Origin of the sequence: Variovorax sp. KK3 (assembly GCF_001984055.1) — a bacterium.
GTDB lineage: Bacteria > Pseudomonadota > Gammaproteobacteria > Burkholderiales > Burkholderiaceae_C > Variovorax.
Map to the genome: position 1 here is coordinate 1 of NZ_LYVO01000020.1, position 15,263 is coordinate 15,263.

A 15,263-nucleotide genomic window follows, 5' to 3' on the forward strand; every position below is an offset into this window, starting at 1 on the left:
CATTGGGCGGGCTTGGGCGCGGCAGGCGCAACGCTGGCCGGCGGATTGTTGGGGCGCGAGAAGCTGCGCTCGATGGCCCGCAGCGCCTCGATGCGGTCGCTCAGCTGGTCGATGCGGCGCTGGCTGTCGCGCAACTGCTGCGCCTGGCGGTCGCGGTCGTCCTCGACCCGGCGCTGTTCCTGGTAGCGAGCGGCGAGCAGGCGGGCGAGCGGATGCAGCACCTGCGCGTCGTTCGAGGTGTTGGCGATCACGCGTTGGATGAGCCCCAGCGCGCGCGCGAGGTCCGCCGCCGAGCGGGTCTGCGCCAGGGCCAGCGCCAGCTGCATCTGCGCGACGGGAACGTCGCCGGGCTCGCCCAGGCGGGCGATTTCGGCGCCCAGTTCGTTGCCGCCGAGCGGGCGCACGCGGTCGGCGTACACCAGCAGCGCGGCCACCGGCCCCTGCGTCTGCTGCATGAGGATCCACGCCGGCTGGGTGGCCGGCGCCATCGGTTCGGCCTCGACCGGCTGCACCGGCGGCGGTGCGGGCGGTGGCGGCGGAAGCGGTGCGGGCTGCACGGCCACGGACTCGGCCGGCGGCACGGGCGGTGTGGCGCAGGCGGCAAGCAGCACGGACACGCCGGCGACGGTCAGGGCCAGGGCGGATCTGCGGACGATCGAAGACAGGAACATGGGTCGGATGAATGCGCGTGGAGGGTGGTCAGGCGGAGCGCGGAAGCTCGATGCGAAAGCGCGCACCCGGTCCCTCCGGCAGCAGCGTGATGCGGCCGCCATGAGCTGCAATGTACTCCTGCACGATCGACAGGCCGATCCCGGTGCCCTTGACCGCGTGTTCGGGCTGGCGTTCGCCGCGGTAGAAGGGCTCGAACACGCGGTCGCGGTCGCCTTCGGCGATGCCGGGCCCGGCGTCCTGGATCTCGATGGCGGCGCGGTCGACCGTGCTCGACACGGTGATGGCGATGGTGCCGCCGCGGGCCGAGTAGCGAATGGCGTTCGACAGCAAATTGGCCAGAGCGGTGCCCAGCTTCACCGGGTCGACCACCAGCGCGAGCGGCTCGCCCTCGGCGCGCACCGTCAGGCCGTTGGCTTGCCACTGCAGGCGCTGGGCCTCTATCTGCTCCTCGATCAGCGGCAGGATCGGCGTGCGCTGGCGCCGCAGTTCGCGTGCCTCGAACGCGGCGGCGTTGAAGCGAAGCAGCGCTTCGATCTGGCCCTGCAGCGCGATCGTGTTCTGGTTGAGGATCTGCGCCACCTCGCGCTGGGCCGGGTTCAAGGCGCCGGTCACGCCGTCTTCCAGCAGCGAAACGCCTTCGCGCAGCGCGGCCAGCGGGGTCTTGAGCTCATGCGAGACGTGTCGTAGGAAGCGTGCCTTGTCGGCATCGAGTTCCGTCAGCCGCAGCCGCAGCCATTCGAGCTGCTGCGACACGCGCCGGACGTCGGCCGGGCCCTTGATGTCGATCGGCTCGTCCAGCCTGTTTTCGCCCAGGCCGACGATGGCACGCTCCAGCCGCTTGAAGGGCCGAGCCAGCCAGATGCCGAAGGCCAGTGCGAGCGCCACCGCCAGCGCGCTGGCCGCCATCACCTCGCGCATCAGGCGGCGCCGCGCGCTGTCGAGCCGTTGCGCAAGCGCGTTGTTCTGCGTCTCGATCAGGAACTGGGCCTGCTGCGCGATGTTGGTGTTCAGACCGTCGAGATCGCGAAACTGCATCGCCATCGAGCTTTCGCGCGCCAGCGAGGTTTCGGGCGCGCCGCTCATCAGGCCTTCGATCAGCGCGAGCTGGGCTCGCCACTGGTCGAGGCCGACGGAGGGCAGGCCGTTGGCGCCCAGCCGGTCCAGTACCTGGCGCGCGTCGCGCGCGGCGTCTTCGAAGCGCCGGCGCAGCACGCCGTCGTTGAGCACCAGCGACTGGCGGCCGGCGCGCTCCATGGCGGCGCTGCGCTCCGCCAGCGACTGCGCCGCGCCCGACAGCGTGAGCGCGCGCTCGGCGGCATTGCGGCTCTGGGCCATCAAGGTGTCGTACTGGAACACCGAGCGCAGCGACACGCCCACCAGCAGCGCGGTGATGAGCAGGAACGCGAACAGCAGCAGTTGCTGGAACGAGCCGCGCGCCGACTTCAGGCCCGCCATCAGGCGGCGGCCCCTGCGGGCTGGGCGATCTGCACCAGCCTCGATTCGGCGGTCGGCACCTCGCCGCGCAGCGAATAGGCCAGCGAGCGCGTGACGCGCACGTCGATCATCTGCCCGACCAGCCGCGGGTCGCCTTCGAAGTTGACCACCCGATTGCACTCGGTGCGGCCCATCAGCTCGCTGGCGTCCTTGCGCGAGCGGCCTTCCACCAGCACCCGCTGCAGCGTGCCGACCCGTTCCTGGCCGAAGCGCTTGACGTTGGCATCGATGGCGGCCTGCAGCCTCTGCAGGCGCGCCAGCTTGATCGCGTGTGGCGTGTCGTCGTGCAGCTGCGCGGCCGGCGTGCCGGGCCGCGGGCTGAAGATGAAGCTGAAGCTGTTGTCGAATTCGAGCTCGTCGATCAGCTTCATCATCTTCTCGAAGTCGGCATCGGTCTCGCCCGGAAAGCCGACGATGAAGTCGCTGCTGAGTGCCAGCCCGGGGCGGATGGCGCGCAGCTTGCGTACCGTGCTCTTGTATTCCATGGCGGTGTAGCCGCGCTTCATCGCCATCAGGATGCGGTCGGCACCATGCTGCACCGGCAGGTGCAGGTGGCTCACCAGCTGCGGCACGCGGGCGTAGGCCTCGATCAGCCGCGGCGTGAACTCGTTGGGGTGGCTGGTGGTGTAGCGGATGCGTTCGATGCCCGGGATCTCGGCGATGTATTCGATCAAGAGCGCGAAGTCGGCGATCTCGGCCGTGTCGCCCATGCGGCCGCGGTACGCATTGACGTTCTGGCCGAGCAGGGTGACCTCGCGCACGCCCTGGTCGGCCAGGCCCGCCACCTCGACCAGCACGTCGTCGAGCGGGCGGTTGACCTCCTCGCCGCGCGTGTAGGGCACCACGCAGTAGCTGCAGTATTTGGAGCAGCCTTCCATGATCGACACGAAGGCGGTCGCACCGTCCACGCGCGCCGGCGGCAGGTGGTCGAATTTCTCGATCTCAGGGAAGCTGATGTCGACCTGCGGCTGCCCGGCGCGCTCGCGCGCGTGCAGCATCTCGGGCAGGCGGTGCAGGGTCTGCGGGCCGAACACCACGTCGACGTAGGGTGCGCGCGCGATGATGGCCGCGCCCTCTTGACTGGCCACGCAGCCGCCCACGCCGATCTTCACGCCGCGCGCCTTCAGGTGCTTGACGCGGCCCAGGTCGGAGAACACCTTCTCCTGCGCCTTCTCGCGCACGGAGCAGGTGTTGAAGAGGATCAGGTCGGCTTCTTCCACGTCGGTGGTGAGCTCGTAGCCGTCGGCGGCGCGCAGGACGTCGGCCATCTTGTCCGAGTCGTACTCGTTCATCTGGCAGCCGAAGGTCTTGATGAAGGCTTTTTTGGGGGTGGTCATCGAAATTTCCCGTGAATGTGTTGCGCCATCGCGCGACACCGCGCAACTGGCTGCGCCAGGCCGCTGGTGTCGCCCCCGGCGAGGGGGTTGGCGGCTGCGCGAAGTGAGCGAGCCTGGGGCTGAGCCAGTTACTGGCCGTAGCGCGGAAGTTGGTCGAACGGCGTCTTGCCGTCGTCGCGTGGGCCGGTGTCGGCCACGAAGGGCCAGAAGTTCAGCAGGGGCTTGTCGGCACTCGCCCGCTTGGCCCGCGCCTCGTCGGGCGTGAGGATCCATATCTCGTTGACCTGGCCGGCGGGGTCGCGCCGGTAGTTCACCAGCAGGTTCTGGCCGGTCAGGTTGGCCGGCACCACCAGCATGTTCTGTGCGCTGCGGATGCGCACGCCGGGCGCCAGGCGCTCGGGCTGGCCGTCGAGCTGGATTTCGGGCGAGTTCACGACCATAAAGCGGCCGCGCAGCGTGTTCTGGGGAAAGTTGCGGCCGCCGAGCGCGGCTTCGTTCTGCGTCTGAATAGGCTCTTGCGCCGCAGCCGGCGCGAGCACGGCGCACAATGCTACGAAAACGAGAGCATTCCAGGAAGGTTTGCAGCGGTTCATGGTGTTCATCCAGAGGCTGTGGGGTGGGCGCGATTCTATCGGTCGCCCTCGCCGACGCCGGCCTTCGAACGACGCAGCTGTGCGTTCCTTCATGGCCGCTTTACTTAACTTTACGGCGGTGATAGACGCGGGCCCCACACCACTGCTCCAATAGCCAATGTCAGGCAAAAGTGCGCCTCGCAGAGCTGCGGACGCCTTTCTACCCATACCAAAGCGTTCATGAACAAGAAACTCGTCCTTGCCCTCGCGGGTGTGATCGTCCTGGCCGCGGCCGGCGCCTGGAAATGGTCCGGCAGCCGCACGCAAAGCGCCGCGGCCGGCGGGGCACCCGTGGCTTCCGGCAAGAACGCCGTACCGGCCGCCGGTGGCGGTGCGCCGGCCCTGGTCACGCTGGCCTCGGCGCAGAAGCAGGACGTGCCGGTCACGGTGCAGGTCAACGGCAGTGTCGTCTCCCTCAACAGCGTCGAGCTGCGGCCGCAAGTGACCAACACCGTGCGCGAAGTCCACGTGAAGGAAGGCCAGTTCGTCAAGCAGGGCCAGCTGCTCTTCAGCCTCGACGACCGACCGGACCAGGCCAATCTGGCCAAGGCCCGCGCCCAGCAGCAGAAGGACGAGGCCACCATGGCCGACCTGGAGCGCCAGTACCGGCGTAGCCAGGAGCTGGTGGCGCAGAACTTCATCGCCAAGGCCGCTGCCGACGCCACCCTGTCGCAGCTCGAAGCGCAGCGCGCCGCCGTGGCCGCCGACAAGGCCGCGGTGCAGTCGGCTCAGGTGGCGCTGGGCTACGCCACGCTGCGCGCACCCATCGCGGGCCGCATCGGCGCCGTCAATATCTACCCGGGCACGCTGGTGCAGCCCACCCTCACGCTGGTGACCATCACCCAGCTCGACCCGATCGCCGTGAGCTTCCCGGTGCCCGAAGGCCGACTGCAGGACCTGCTGGCCGCCGCCCGCGACCGCACGCCGGTCGAGGCCCTGGTGCCCGGCCGCCGCACGCCGGTGAAGGGCACGCTCAACTTCGTCGACAACACCGTCGATCCGCTGATCGGCACGGTGCGCGCCAAGGCCGTGTTCGACAACGCCGATCAGGGCCTGTGGCCCGGCCAGTTCGTCGAAACGCGCGTCACCGTGCGCACGCTGGAAGGCGCCACCGTCGTCCCGGCGGCCGCGATCATGATGCTGTCCGAGGGCAGCACGGTGTACGTGGTCGATGCCGAGCGCAAGGCGACCCGCCGCAAGATCCAGGTGCTGCACAACTTCGGCACCCAGGCCGCCGTGCGCGGCGTCGAGCCTGGCGAGCAGCTGGTCATCGAGGGCAAACAGAACGTGCGCCCCGGCGGCAAGGTGCGGCTCGACACCTCCGCCACGCAGCCGCCACCGCGCCCGGCCGGTTCGCCCGAGACGACGCCCGGCAGCGCGGCCTCTGCGGAGCCGGTCAAGCAGGCCGTGATCGCGGAGCGGGAGCGCACATGAACATTTCAGAGCTCTGCATCCGTCGTCCCGCGATGACGGTGCTGCTCTCGGCCGCAGCGGTAGTGGCCGGCATCTTCGCCTACTTCCAGATACCCGTCGCCGCACTGCCCAGCTACAACACGCCGGTCATCAACGTCAACGCGCAGCTGCCGGGCGCCAGCCCGGACACCATGGCCTCATCGGTCGCGCTGCCGCTCGAAAAGCAGTTTTCCACCATCCCCGGGCTGCAGACCATCAGCTCGACCAACACCCAGGGCGTGAGCTCGATCACGCTCGAGTTCGTGAGCAGCCGCGACATCGACGCGGCCGCGGTCGACGTGCAGGCCGCGCTGCTGCGGGCCCAGCGCCAGCTACCGGTCGAGCTGACGCAGATGCCCTCGTACCGCAAGGTCAACCCGGCCGATGCGCCGGTGCTCTTCATCTCGATGGTCTCGCCCTCGATGAACCCGGCCGAGCTCAACGACTATGCCGAGAACCTGGTGTCGCCCACGCTCTCGACCATCGACGGCGTGGCCCAGGTCGCGGTGTACGGCCGCAAGGCCTTCGCGGTGCGCATCAAGGCCGATGCCGACCTGCTCAACGCCCGCAGCATCACGCTCGACGAGCTGGCCAACGCGGTGCGGCTGGCCAACGCCAACACGCCCGTGGGCGTGCTCGACGGCCCGCGCCAGACGCTCACCATCCAGGCCAACGAGCAGATGCTGCGCGCCGCCGACTTCGCCAAGGTGATCGTCGGGCAGCGCAACGGCTCACCGGTGCGGCTGGACGAGGTCGCCACCATCGAAGACAGCTTCGAGTCGGTCAAGACTGCCAGCACCTTCAACGGCCAGAACTCCATTTCGCTGGCCGTGCTGCGCCAGCCCAATGCCAACACCGTGCAGGTGGTCGACGCGGTGCGCGCCCTGATGCCCCGCTTCCGCGAGGAGCTGCCGCAGTCGGTCGAGATCAACGTCACCAACGACCGCTCCATCTCGATCCGCGAAGCGGTGCACGACGTGCAGCTCACGCTGCTGGGCACGGTGCTGCTGGTGGTGCTGGTCATCTTCCTGTTCCTGCACCGCGTGGTCGCCACGCTGATTCCGGCGGCCACCATTCCGATCTCGCTGATCGGTGCCGTGGCGCTGCTCTACGCCTTCGACTACAGCCTGGACAACGTGTCGTTGCTGGGCATCACGCTCGCGGTGGGACTGGTGGTGGACGATGCCATCGTGGTGCTCGAAAACATCATGCGCTACGTCGAGCGCGGCATGGAGCCCATGGCCGCCGCCCTGCGCGGCGCGCGCGAGGTGGGCTTCACCATCATTTCGATCTCGATCTCGCTGGTAGCCGTGTTCATCCCGGTCTTCTTCATGCCGGGCGTCATCGGCCTGCTCTTCCACGAATTCGCGGTGGTGGTGGGCCTGGCGGTGATGGTCTCGGCCGTGGTCTCGCTCACGCTGGTGCCGATGCTGGCCAGCCGACTGCTGCGCCACCAGCCGCGCGAAGGCGGCGTGGTGGTCGAGGACGACGAGGACGAGCACCATCCCGAGCCCGGCACCGCCATCGGCCGCGCCTTCGAGCGCGGCTACCGCTGGGTGCACGCCACTTACCTGAGCACGCTCGACTGGACCCTGCGCCACCGCAAGGTGATGCTGGGCGTCGCCGCTGCCACCTTCGCGGCCACGGCCTGGATGTTCGCGACCATCCCGAAGGGCTTCTTCCCCGAAGAGGACATCGGCCAGATCCAGATCACGACCGAGGCCGCCGAAGACATCTCGTTCCCCGCCATGAAGGCGCTGCAGGACCGCGTGTCCGACGCGCTGCAGGCCGACCCCAGCGTGGCCTACGTCAACTCCTTCATCGGTGTCGGCGGTCCCACCGCCACGCAGAATGCCGGTCGCCTGTTCGCCGTGCTCAAGCCGCGCGGCGAGCGCCCGGCCATGCCGCAGGTGCTGGAGCAACTGCGTAAGCGCTTCCGCGAAATCCCCGGCGTCGCGGTCTACATGCAGCCGGTGCAGAACCTGCGCCTGGGCGGCCGCCAGAGCAAGGCGCGCTTCCAGTACACGCTGCAGAGCGTGAACGCCGGCGCGCTCAACGAGTGGGCCGACAAGCTGATGGAGCGCATGCGCGCCGACCCGGCCTTCCGCGACGTGACCAGCGACTCGCAGAACCGCGGCCTGCAGGCCACCCTGCAGATCGACCGCGACAAGGCCGGCGTGCTCGGCGTCGCCGTGGGCGACCTGCGCACCGCGCTCTACAACGCCTATGGCGACCGCCAGATCGGCAGCATCTACGCGCCCAGCAACACCTACCAGGTGATCCTCTCGGCGGCCGACGACGACCGCCAGTTCGAGGAAGACATGTCGCGCCTGTCGGTGCGCAACAAGGCCGGCCAGCTGGTGCCGCTGTCGGCCTTCTCCACCGTCAAGCGAACGGTCGGCCCGACCTCGGTCAACCACCAGGGGCAGCTGCAGGCGGTGACGGTGTCGTTCAACCTGGCGCCCGAAGTGCCCCTGGGCAACGCCACCGGCAAGATCGACCAGTTCAAGAGCGAGCTGAAGATCCCGCAGTCGATCATCACCAGCTACGGCGGCGACGCGGCCGTGTTCCAGAGTTCGCAGTCCAGCCAGGCCGTGCTGCTGGTGCTGGCGGTGCTGGTCATCTACGTGCTGCTGGGCGTGCTGTACGAAAGCTACATCCATCCGCTCACCATCCTGGCCGGCCTGCCATCGGCGGCGGTGGGCGCGTTGCTCTCGCTCAAGCTTTTCGGCTTCGACCTGACGCTGATCGCGACCATCGGCATCCTGCTCCTGATCGGCATCGTCAAGAAGAACGCGATCATGATGATCGACTTCGCGCTGGAGGCGCAGCGCTCCCAGGGCATGGAGCCGCAGGCCGCCATCCGCGAGGCCTGCCGGCTGCGCTTTCGTCCGATCCTGATGACCACGCTGGCCGCGCTGATGGGCGCGCTGCCGCTCGCGCTGGGCCTGGGCGCCGGTGCCGAGCTGCGCCAGCCGCTGGGCGTGGCGGTGGTCGGCGGGCTGATTTTCTCGCAGGTCATTACCCTCTACATCACGCCGGCCATCTACCTGGCGCTCGACCGCTACAGTGGCAGCGGGCCGATGCAGGAGCTGCCGGGCGAAGCGGGCGCACAGCAGCAGCCGGCAGGCCACGCGGCCTGATCCGCGCCGGCCCGCCCGGGCTTACTTGGCGAACAGCTGGCCGATGTCGCCGAAGGCCTTGATCTCCAGCGCGTTGCCCGAGGGGTCCATGAAGAACATCGTGGCCTGCTCGCCCGGCTCGCCCTTGAAGCGGATGTAGGGCTCGATCACGAACTTCGTGCCGGCCGCCTTCAGCCGGCTCGCCATCGCATCCCAGTCGGCCATCGGCAGCACGATGCCGAAATGCCGTACGGGCACGCCGTGGCCGTCCACCGCATTCAGCGCTGTCGTGCCCGTCTCGCCGGGCGCCAGGTGGGCGACGATCTGGTGGCCATAGAAATTGAAGTCGATCCACTCGTTCGAGCTCCGGCCTTCAGGGCAGCCCAGCAGTTCGCCGTAGAACTGGCGGGCGGCGGCCAGGTCGTGCACCGGAAAGGCCAGGTGGAAGGGAGAGAGCAGGGCGGGGTTGGTGGTGGGGGCGTTCATCGCAGGGGCAGAGAAAAGAACAAGAGACAAGCAGAAAAGAAACGGGAGCCCCGATCGTAGGCCTGGATCAGAAAAAGAAAAATCAATACATTTTTGAGCCCAGCATCAAGAGAATTTGTGAATGATCCGCGAGCTCAAGACCCTGATAGCCGTCGCCAGGCAAGGCACCTTCGCCGCCGCCGGCGAAAAGATCGGCCTCACCCAGGCAGCCGTCAGCGCGCAGATGCAGCGCCTCGAGGCCGAGCTGGGCCTGGCCCTGTTCGACCGCACCGGCCGATCGGCCCGCCTCAACGCCAAGGGCCAGGAGACGCTGGCTCAGGCCACCGAGCTGATCCGGCTCTACGCCCAGCTGGGCTCGCGCCACGCGGCCTCGCGCGCCGCGGTGCCGCTCGACATCGGCGCCATCGCGTCGGCGCAGCGCGTGCAACTGGCCGAGGCGCTGGCGGCATTCCATCGAGAGGTGCCGGACTGCCGCACGCGCGTCTTTCCCGGCGTGTCGATGGAGCTGTTGAACCGGGTCGATGCGGGCGACATCGAGATGGCCGTCATCATCCGACCGCCCTTCGCGCTGCAGAGCGATTTGCGCTGGACCACGCTGGCGCGCGAGCCCTTCTGCCTGCTGGTGCCCAAGCGAGTCCAGGGCGACGACTGGGCGGCACTGCTGACCGAACAGCCCTTCGTGCGCTACGACCGTGCGTCCTTCGGCGGCCGCCAGGTCGACCGCTTCCTGCGTGCGGCGCACCTGGAGGTGCAGGACATCTGCGAGCTCGATGAGCTGGACGCCATCGTGGCGCTGGTGGGCAAGGGCGTCGGCGTGGCTTTGGTGCCGCAGACCGCCGCGTACCGGCGCTGGCCGGCCGCAGTGCGGGCTGTCGATCTGGGTCGCCACGCATTTCATCGCGACATCGGCCTGGTGCATCGCGGTGGCCGATCACTCGCCGGACTGGCAGGCAGTCTGGCCGCACACATCAGATCGGCATACCGACGATCAACGCCGGCTACCCCTGACCCAGCGTCTTGAGAACTTCGGAAATCTTGGCGCTCTCTTTGTGGTCATGGCCCGTGGTGGCTAGCAGGATCTGGGATCGACAGTGTTTGTAGAAATCTTGATGGTTGTGCATTTCGTCGACCGTCTTACCGCCCGTCTTGTCGCCGGTTTTTTGCAATTCGTTGAGTGCATCGATCAGGCCCTTCGTGCTTTGCGACGGGCCTAGTCCCAGCTCTTGCTTGACTGCGTACCACGCCGATACCAACCCCTTTGCCAGCTTGCCTCGATCGGCTTCATTCGAGCCTCGTTCAAGCAAGACTTCCAGCGCCATCGCAACCTGCTGTGGCGTGCCGTACACCATCATGCTTCCGACGAGCAGCCCGAAGAATTCGCTGACGAGGTGGCGGCCTCCCAATTCAACGACGACGTCCCGAATGCTCTGCTGGCTGTTCATCCTGTTGAAAATCGGCTTCGCCTCGTAGATCTTCTCCATCACGGGAATGTCGGCCGACATGAGTTCGATGGCTCCTTGGGCGGCACTTGAAAGCTCGACGGGCGTCCGGTCCTTCCGCGCCTGAGCCGCCCGAACCCTTTCGATATCTCTTTCGCGGTCTTTGCGCAATTCGAATGCTTCGTCGAACGATGGCGGCGCAACTCGGTCTCGTGCCGTCTTTTGAAGCATCTCGAGCCTGGAACACAACGACTCACGCAGGTCGATGCGTACCGAGTTGTCGATGTCACTGCGGGCCACTTCCGCCAACTGCTGCAGCGCCATCAACTGAGGCAGCTTCATGCCCGGGTACTCGAGCATGGCTTCGAGGGCCGAGACCAGGCGCTCGGCATCGTCGCTGCTCCCTTGATGGTGGAGCGCAGTGGCGACCCATTTCACCGCGGGGCCCGGCATGCCGGACATAAGGGCGTCCGAGATCGCGCGTTGCATGTCGAAGGGCTTCTTCTCCGAACTCTCGCGTCGACGCAGTTCTACGAGCAAACCGCTCACGAATTTCGCCTGTTCTTGCGACGTCGCCTTGCCGCGGCACAGTTTGGTGATCAGATGCCTGAGTGCGTCGGGACGCTGGCCGAAGCTGTCCGCGGCCTCGCGGATCAAGAGGGGTATGGGTTCGATGTCGAGAAATTGCAGCCCCAGCCCGCGCAGCCTGGGTTCCCTGCCTTCTCGCCTGGCCTCCTCGTTCTCCTTTCCCTGGGTCTCTTGAAGCATCTTCGCCGCGTGAGGCTCGGCGTCGTGAAGTGCCAGGTTGATTCGCCCGATCGACAGCGTCAGCTTCACGTCCAGCGGCTCCCAGAAGGCTGTCAGCTTCTCGATCGCTTCATCGAGGGTCGGCGACTGGTCGCACGCTGCACGCACGACCGACTCGTTGCGCTCGAGCAGCAAGATGAGTTCGTCTCGCGCGCGTGGCGGACAGCCTCGAACGAACAGCTCCAAGTCCCTTGCGCAAGCGCTGATCCCTGAATCGAGAATCTTCTCGACCTGGCGAAGGAAGCGAGCGGCCTCGGGTTTGGCCTCGAGGTCTTCCGCCGATCCTTTCGCTCTCAGGCAGGCCTGCATGCATTCGTAGGCATGCGACTTCGTGAGTTCGGCGGCCACCTCGGGGCTCAAGAGGCAGAAGAAGCGTCGGGCGGCACGCGTGTCGGTCAGGACGATGCGCTGGAGGAGCAATGCCAGATAGGGCGCGAAACCTTTCAACTCGCCGTCCTTGAAGACGACGGCGCGGCTTTGGATCTTGACGATCAGCTCCTGCAGCCCGCCGCTGTCGAGAAGCTCTTTGCATGCGGCTTCGGTGAGGCCGATCGCGTGCACGAGGTCAATGACGACAAAGAGCTCGTTTCCGCTTCTGTAGCCCGTGCTGAGGTCGTTGAAGAGCGCAATCAAATGCTCCGGCCATTTCGCCTTGGTCGTCGACGGAGGGTAGGGTCTGTTCGATGGGGCCTCGGCACCGGATGGCTTTTGATCCGACTTGCGTAACGAATCGACGCTTTGTTTGACGCCGGTTTTGATGCGGCGCGTGAACGACTCAAGGCTGGGAAACATGCTGCGGACCCCTGGGATGTCATGGAGCCCCCTGAGTCACCTACGCCGCCCCTTCGTTCCCGACGTTCAGGACCCGGTCCCACAGTGCAAAGCGCCAGCGCAGGTTGCCGACGACTCGAGCGAACTCGGCGTGGCCCATGCTTTCGCGATCGATCCGAATCCAAAGCACATGGCGTCCCCGGAGGCGGTCCGTGCTCAGCATCCAGCTGCCATCGGCATCGATGCCGAGTTCCAGCAGTTCTTCCGGTTCGGCCTGCTGCTGCGAATCGATGCGGCCTTCGTCGTCCTCGCTCCCTCGACCAGCGCCGTGCGTTGCCGCCTTAGCACCGGGGTTCGCGAAGAACATCAAACTCGCGCCCGACGAACTCTGCTGCACGCCGAGCCAATGTGTGTCGTCGATCGGCACGCTGTAGATGCCGGCTTCGTCGGGAATCGGGGGAGTTCTGCCTTCGCAGGCCAAGAAGTTGTCGACGAGGCAGTCGAGCGGCAGTGTGTTCATGCCGTCGTCAGTAACCTCCGTCGATCGCTTGTTCCCAGGCCTTTCCGAGGTCTTTCAGCTCACCACGTCGTGCTGCAGCGAGCCCTTCACCATGCGGTTGCCAAGCTGCTGGGTGCTGCGACCGGTCGTCGCAGTGATACCGGCGGGTGCGGCGGTCGCGCCCTGCACCACGCGCAGCGCCCAGTCGCACACCACTTCCATGAAGGTCTGCTGCGACGCCATCGAGGTCAGGCTGTGGTCGATGTCGCCGATGAAGCGGTACTCGAAGCGCTGGGTGAAGTCTTCCTGCGCGAAGGGGCCGAGCTGGTCGCGGCCGCGGTCGACCACGTGCACGGTGCCCGTGTAGAAGAGCAGCACCGAGACGTTGCGCTCCGCCACCTGCGTCATCGAGCGGCGGAAGATGGCGGCCGTGACCTCCGGCGGATCGGGTTCGAAGATGTGCGCCGCGGCGGCCGCTGCCGCCTGCGGCGAGAACTTGCGCTTCAGCCAGCGCACGGTCTTGCCGATGACCGCCGGGTTGGTCGGCACTGCCAGGGCGCGCCGGAACTGGCGCTCCAGCTGCGCGCGGCGGCCCGGGAAGGCGTAGCCGTCGAACATCAGCAGGCCCACCACGCGCGCGTCGGCCACCGCCAGCGACAGGCCGTTGGTCGCGCCCGAGCAGAGCCCGATCACGATGAAGCGGCGCACGCCCAGCATGGTCTGGATCAGGTTCATCGCGGCCTGCAGGTCGAGCACGGCCTGGGTCAGGAAATGCTCGGAGCCGCTGGCCGGGCCGCTGTCGCCCAGGCCGGCCAGGTCGAGCCGCACGCTGCTCATGCCGCGAGCCGCCATCTGGCGCGCCAGCTTGACGTTGATGCGGCGCGGGCCGATGCGGTGGTTGGCGCCCATGTTCAGCATGAGGCAGGCGACGGGTGCCAGCGGGCCGTCGGCCGGCGTGGTGATGATGCCGATCAGCGAGCCGTCGGGCCCGAACTGGACGGGTGTCTCTTTGTAGTCAGTCATGGACTTCTGCCAGCAGACGTTGCAACGCCTCGGTGGGGACCATGGCGTTGTTGGGATGCGGGTCGGAGGTCCAGATCAGCGGGTGCTGAAAGGCCGCGATCCGCAGCGGCATGTGGCGGGCCGTCTCCTGGCCCGCCCATTGGTGAGCGGCTTGGTCCTCGGCATCGGCCAGGACCACGGTTTCGTGCAGCGCGGTGAGCTGCAGCGTGTTCGGTGTCAGCGCGCGCAGTTGCTGGCGCATCAGCGGCGACACGCCGAAACCGAACAGCTCGTCGGTGAAGGCGTCGGGGTCGCGCGCCAGCCGGCGGCGCCAGTCGGTGTCAGGCACGCAGAAGGAGCGCTCCAGCGCATCGACGTGGCCCGCACGCAGCGAGTCCATGTAGCGCGTGCCGTCCACGATCGGGTCCCACAGGATCAGGCGGCCCGGGTCGCAGCGGCCGCTCTTGGCGGCCATCACGGCCAGGGTCGCGCCCAGCCGGGCACCGAGCCACAGGATGCGGCGGTCTCCGGCGCGGCGGCGCAGTTCCTCGTGCGCGGTGCAGACGTCGCGGCGCCAGCCCTCGAGGTCGCCGTCGATGTCGTCGCCGGGCGAGTCGCCGCTGCCGTGGTAGTCGAAGCGCAGCACGGCGACGCCGGCGCGCGCGAGGCGGTCGGAGAGCACGCGAAACATGCGGTGCCCACGCACGGCTTCCTGGCCGAGGGGCATGCAGATCAGCACCGCGAGCTTGCCGTCTCGCTCCGGTGCGTGGTAAAGCCCGAACAGCTGCCTGGAGGCGGGGCCGAAGAGCATCGGTGTCATACGCAAATCTCTTGCTCGACCAGCGGGCGCTGTGGCTGAAGCTGCGGTGCCGCGGCGGCCTCTCGGGCCACCAGGCGGGCCACGGCGCACAGCGCACCCTGGACATCATGGAAAGACGATAGTGCCAGATGCACGAGATCGTCGCCCGCGCCGATCCGGACCTCGCAGGTCTCGGGCGTCACGCCGACCTCGAAGCTCCGGGTATCCACCGACAGGCCCATGCCGGTGGCCTTGAGGCAGGCCTCCTTGCGGGTCCAGCAGCAGAAGAAGGCACGCTCGCGTTCCTCGGCAGGCAGGGCGGCCAGCGCGCTGCGCTCGTCGGCGCTGAAATAGTTGTTGGCCAATGCCTCGGCGTCGGGCATCGGGCGCAGCAGTTCGACGTCCACGCCCAGTTCGGCATCGTCGCCCACGGCGATCAGCGCCAGCGACTGGCTGTGGCTCATGTTGAAATGCAGCCCGCCGCCGTCGACCAGCATCGGCTTGCCGAAGGGCCCGAGCGCGAACTCGAGCATCGAGGCCGGGATGCCGCATTGCGACGACAGAATCTCCCGCAGTGCGGCATGTGCGGCGATGAAGCGATTGCGATCCCGCTTGAAGACGAAGCGCCTGGCGCGTTCCCATTCCGCTTCCGACAGCGAAGCCACGGCTTGCGGTGCCGGCGTGGCGTCCAGGTCCACCTGCCAGAGGCGGCAGTGGGCGGTGGTGGTGGAAAGTTGCAGGATCGTCATCG

At 67.5% G+C, this 15,263-nt stretch carries 13 protein-coding genes; 3 read left to right on the forward strand and 10 right to left on the reverse strand.

The features are described from left to right. From B0W80_RS11915 to B0W80_RS11930, 4 genes are all read right to left on the reverse strand, one after another. The coding region (locus B0W80_RS11915; RefSeq protein WP_076999355.1) for a hypothetical protein at positions 1-671 on the reverse strand (671 nt) is incomplete at its 3' end. Between the two features lie 28 nt (positions 672-699). After that, a complete protein-coding gene (locus tag B0W80_RS11920) occupies positions 700-2,127 on the reverse strand; it encodes a sensor histidine kinase KdpD (protein WP_076999356.1) in 1,428 nt (475 codons plus the stop codon). Beyond that, entirely contained in the window at positions 2,127-3,503 is a 1,377-nt protein-coding gene (gene miaB, locus B0W80_RS11925) for a tRNA (N6-isopentenyl adenosine(37)-C2)-methylthiotransferase MiaB (RefSeq protein WP_076999357.1), read from the reverse strand. Before miaB ends, B0W80_RS11920 begins: the two co-directional genes overlap by 1 nt. 128 nt (positions 3,504-3,631) lie before the next feature. After that, on the reverse strand, positions 3,632-4,096 hold the full coding sequence (locus tag B0W80_RS11930; protein ID WP_076999423.1) for a hypothetical protein: 465 nt from the start codon (positions 4,094-4,096) through the stop codon (positions 3,632-3,634). Between the two features lie 219 nt (positions 4,097-4,315). On the opposite strand from B0W80_RS11930, the gene B0W80_RS11935 reads away from it, so the two are divergent. Next, positions 4,316-5,569: an efflux RND transporter periplasmic adaptor subunit gene (locus B0W80_RS11935; protein ID WP_083745331.1), complete on the forward strand. Its 1,254-nt coding sequence runs from the start codon at positions 4,316-4,318 to the stop codon at positions 5,567-5,569. Beyond that, positions 5,566-8,730 (forward strand): efflux RND transporter permease subunit, encoded by a 3,165-nt coding sequence (locus B0W80_RS11940; RefSeq protein ID WP_076999358.1) that lies wholly within the window; start codon positions 5,566-5,568, stop codon positions 8,728-8,730. The genes B0W80_RS11935 and B0W80_RS11940 overlap by 4 nt, the downstream gene beginning before the upstream one ends. Before the next feature lie 21 nt (positions 8,731-8,751). Here B0W80_RS11940 and B0W80_RS11945 read toward each other — a convergent pair whose 3' ends face one another. Then, entirely contained in the window at positions 8,752-9,195 is a 444-nt protein-coding gene (locus tag B0W80_RS11945; RefSeq protein WP_076999359.1) for a VOC family protein, read from the reverse strand. Between the two features lie 121 nt (positions 9,196-9,316). On the opposite strand from B0W80_RS11945, the gene B0W80_RS11950 reads away from it, so the two are divergent. Further along, positions 9,317-10,216, forward strand: coding sequence for a LysR family transcriptional regulator (locus tag B0W80_RS11950; RefSeq protein WP_076999360.1), 900 nt, complete (start codon positions 9,317-9,319; stop codon positions 10,214-10,216). Here the strand turns inward: B0W80_RS11950 and B0W80_RS11955 are convergent. The 5 genes from B0W80_RS11955 to B0W80_RS11975 are packed head-to-tail and all read right to left on the reverse strand — an operon-like array spanning position 10,194 to position 15,261. Continuing rightward, positions 10,194-12,233 carry a hypothetical protein gene (locus B0W80_RS11955; RefSeq protein ID WP_143684586.1) on the reverse strand — a complete coding sequence of 680 codons (2,040 nt, stop codon included), beginning with the start codon at positions 12,231-12,233 and terminating at the stop codon, positions 10,194-10,196. The two genes, B0W80_RS11950 and B0W80_RS11955, sit on opposite strands and share 23 nt — an antisense overlap. 40 nt (positions 12,234-12,273) lie before the next feature. After that, positions 12,274-12,732, reverse strand: a complete 459-nt coding sequence (locus B0W80_RS11960; RefSeq protein WP_076999362.1) for a hypothetical protein — start codon at positions 12,730-12,732, stop codon at positions 12,274-12,276. 54 nt (positions 12,733-12,786) lie between these two features. Next, entirely contained in the window at positions 12,787-13,734 is a 948-nt protein-coding gene (locus B0W80_RS11965; protein WP_076999363.1) for an alpha/beta fold hydrolase, read from the reverse strand. Next, a complete protein-coding gene (locus B0W80_RS11970; RefSeq protein WP_076999364.1) occupies positions 13,727-14,533 on the reverse strand; it encodes a serine aminopeptidase domain-containing protein in 807 nt (268 codons plus the stop codon). Before B0W80_RS11970 ends, B0W80_RS11965 begins: the two co-directional genes overlap by 8 nt. Next, positions 14,530-15,261 (reverse strand): 4'-phosphopantetheinyl transferase superfamily protein, encoded by a 732-nt coding sequence (locus B0W80_RS11975; protein ID WP_076999365.1) that lies wholly within the window; start codon positions 15,259-15,261, stop codon positions 14,530-14,532. Before B0W80_RS11975 ends, B0W80_RS11970 begins: the two co-directional genes overlap by 4 nt. Positions 15,262-15,263: the final 2 nt, after the last annotated feature.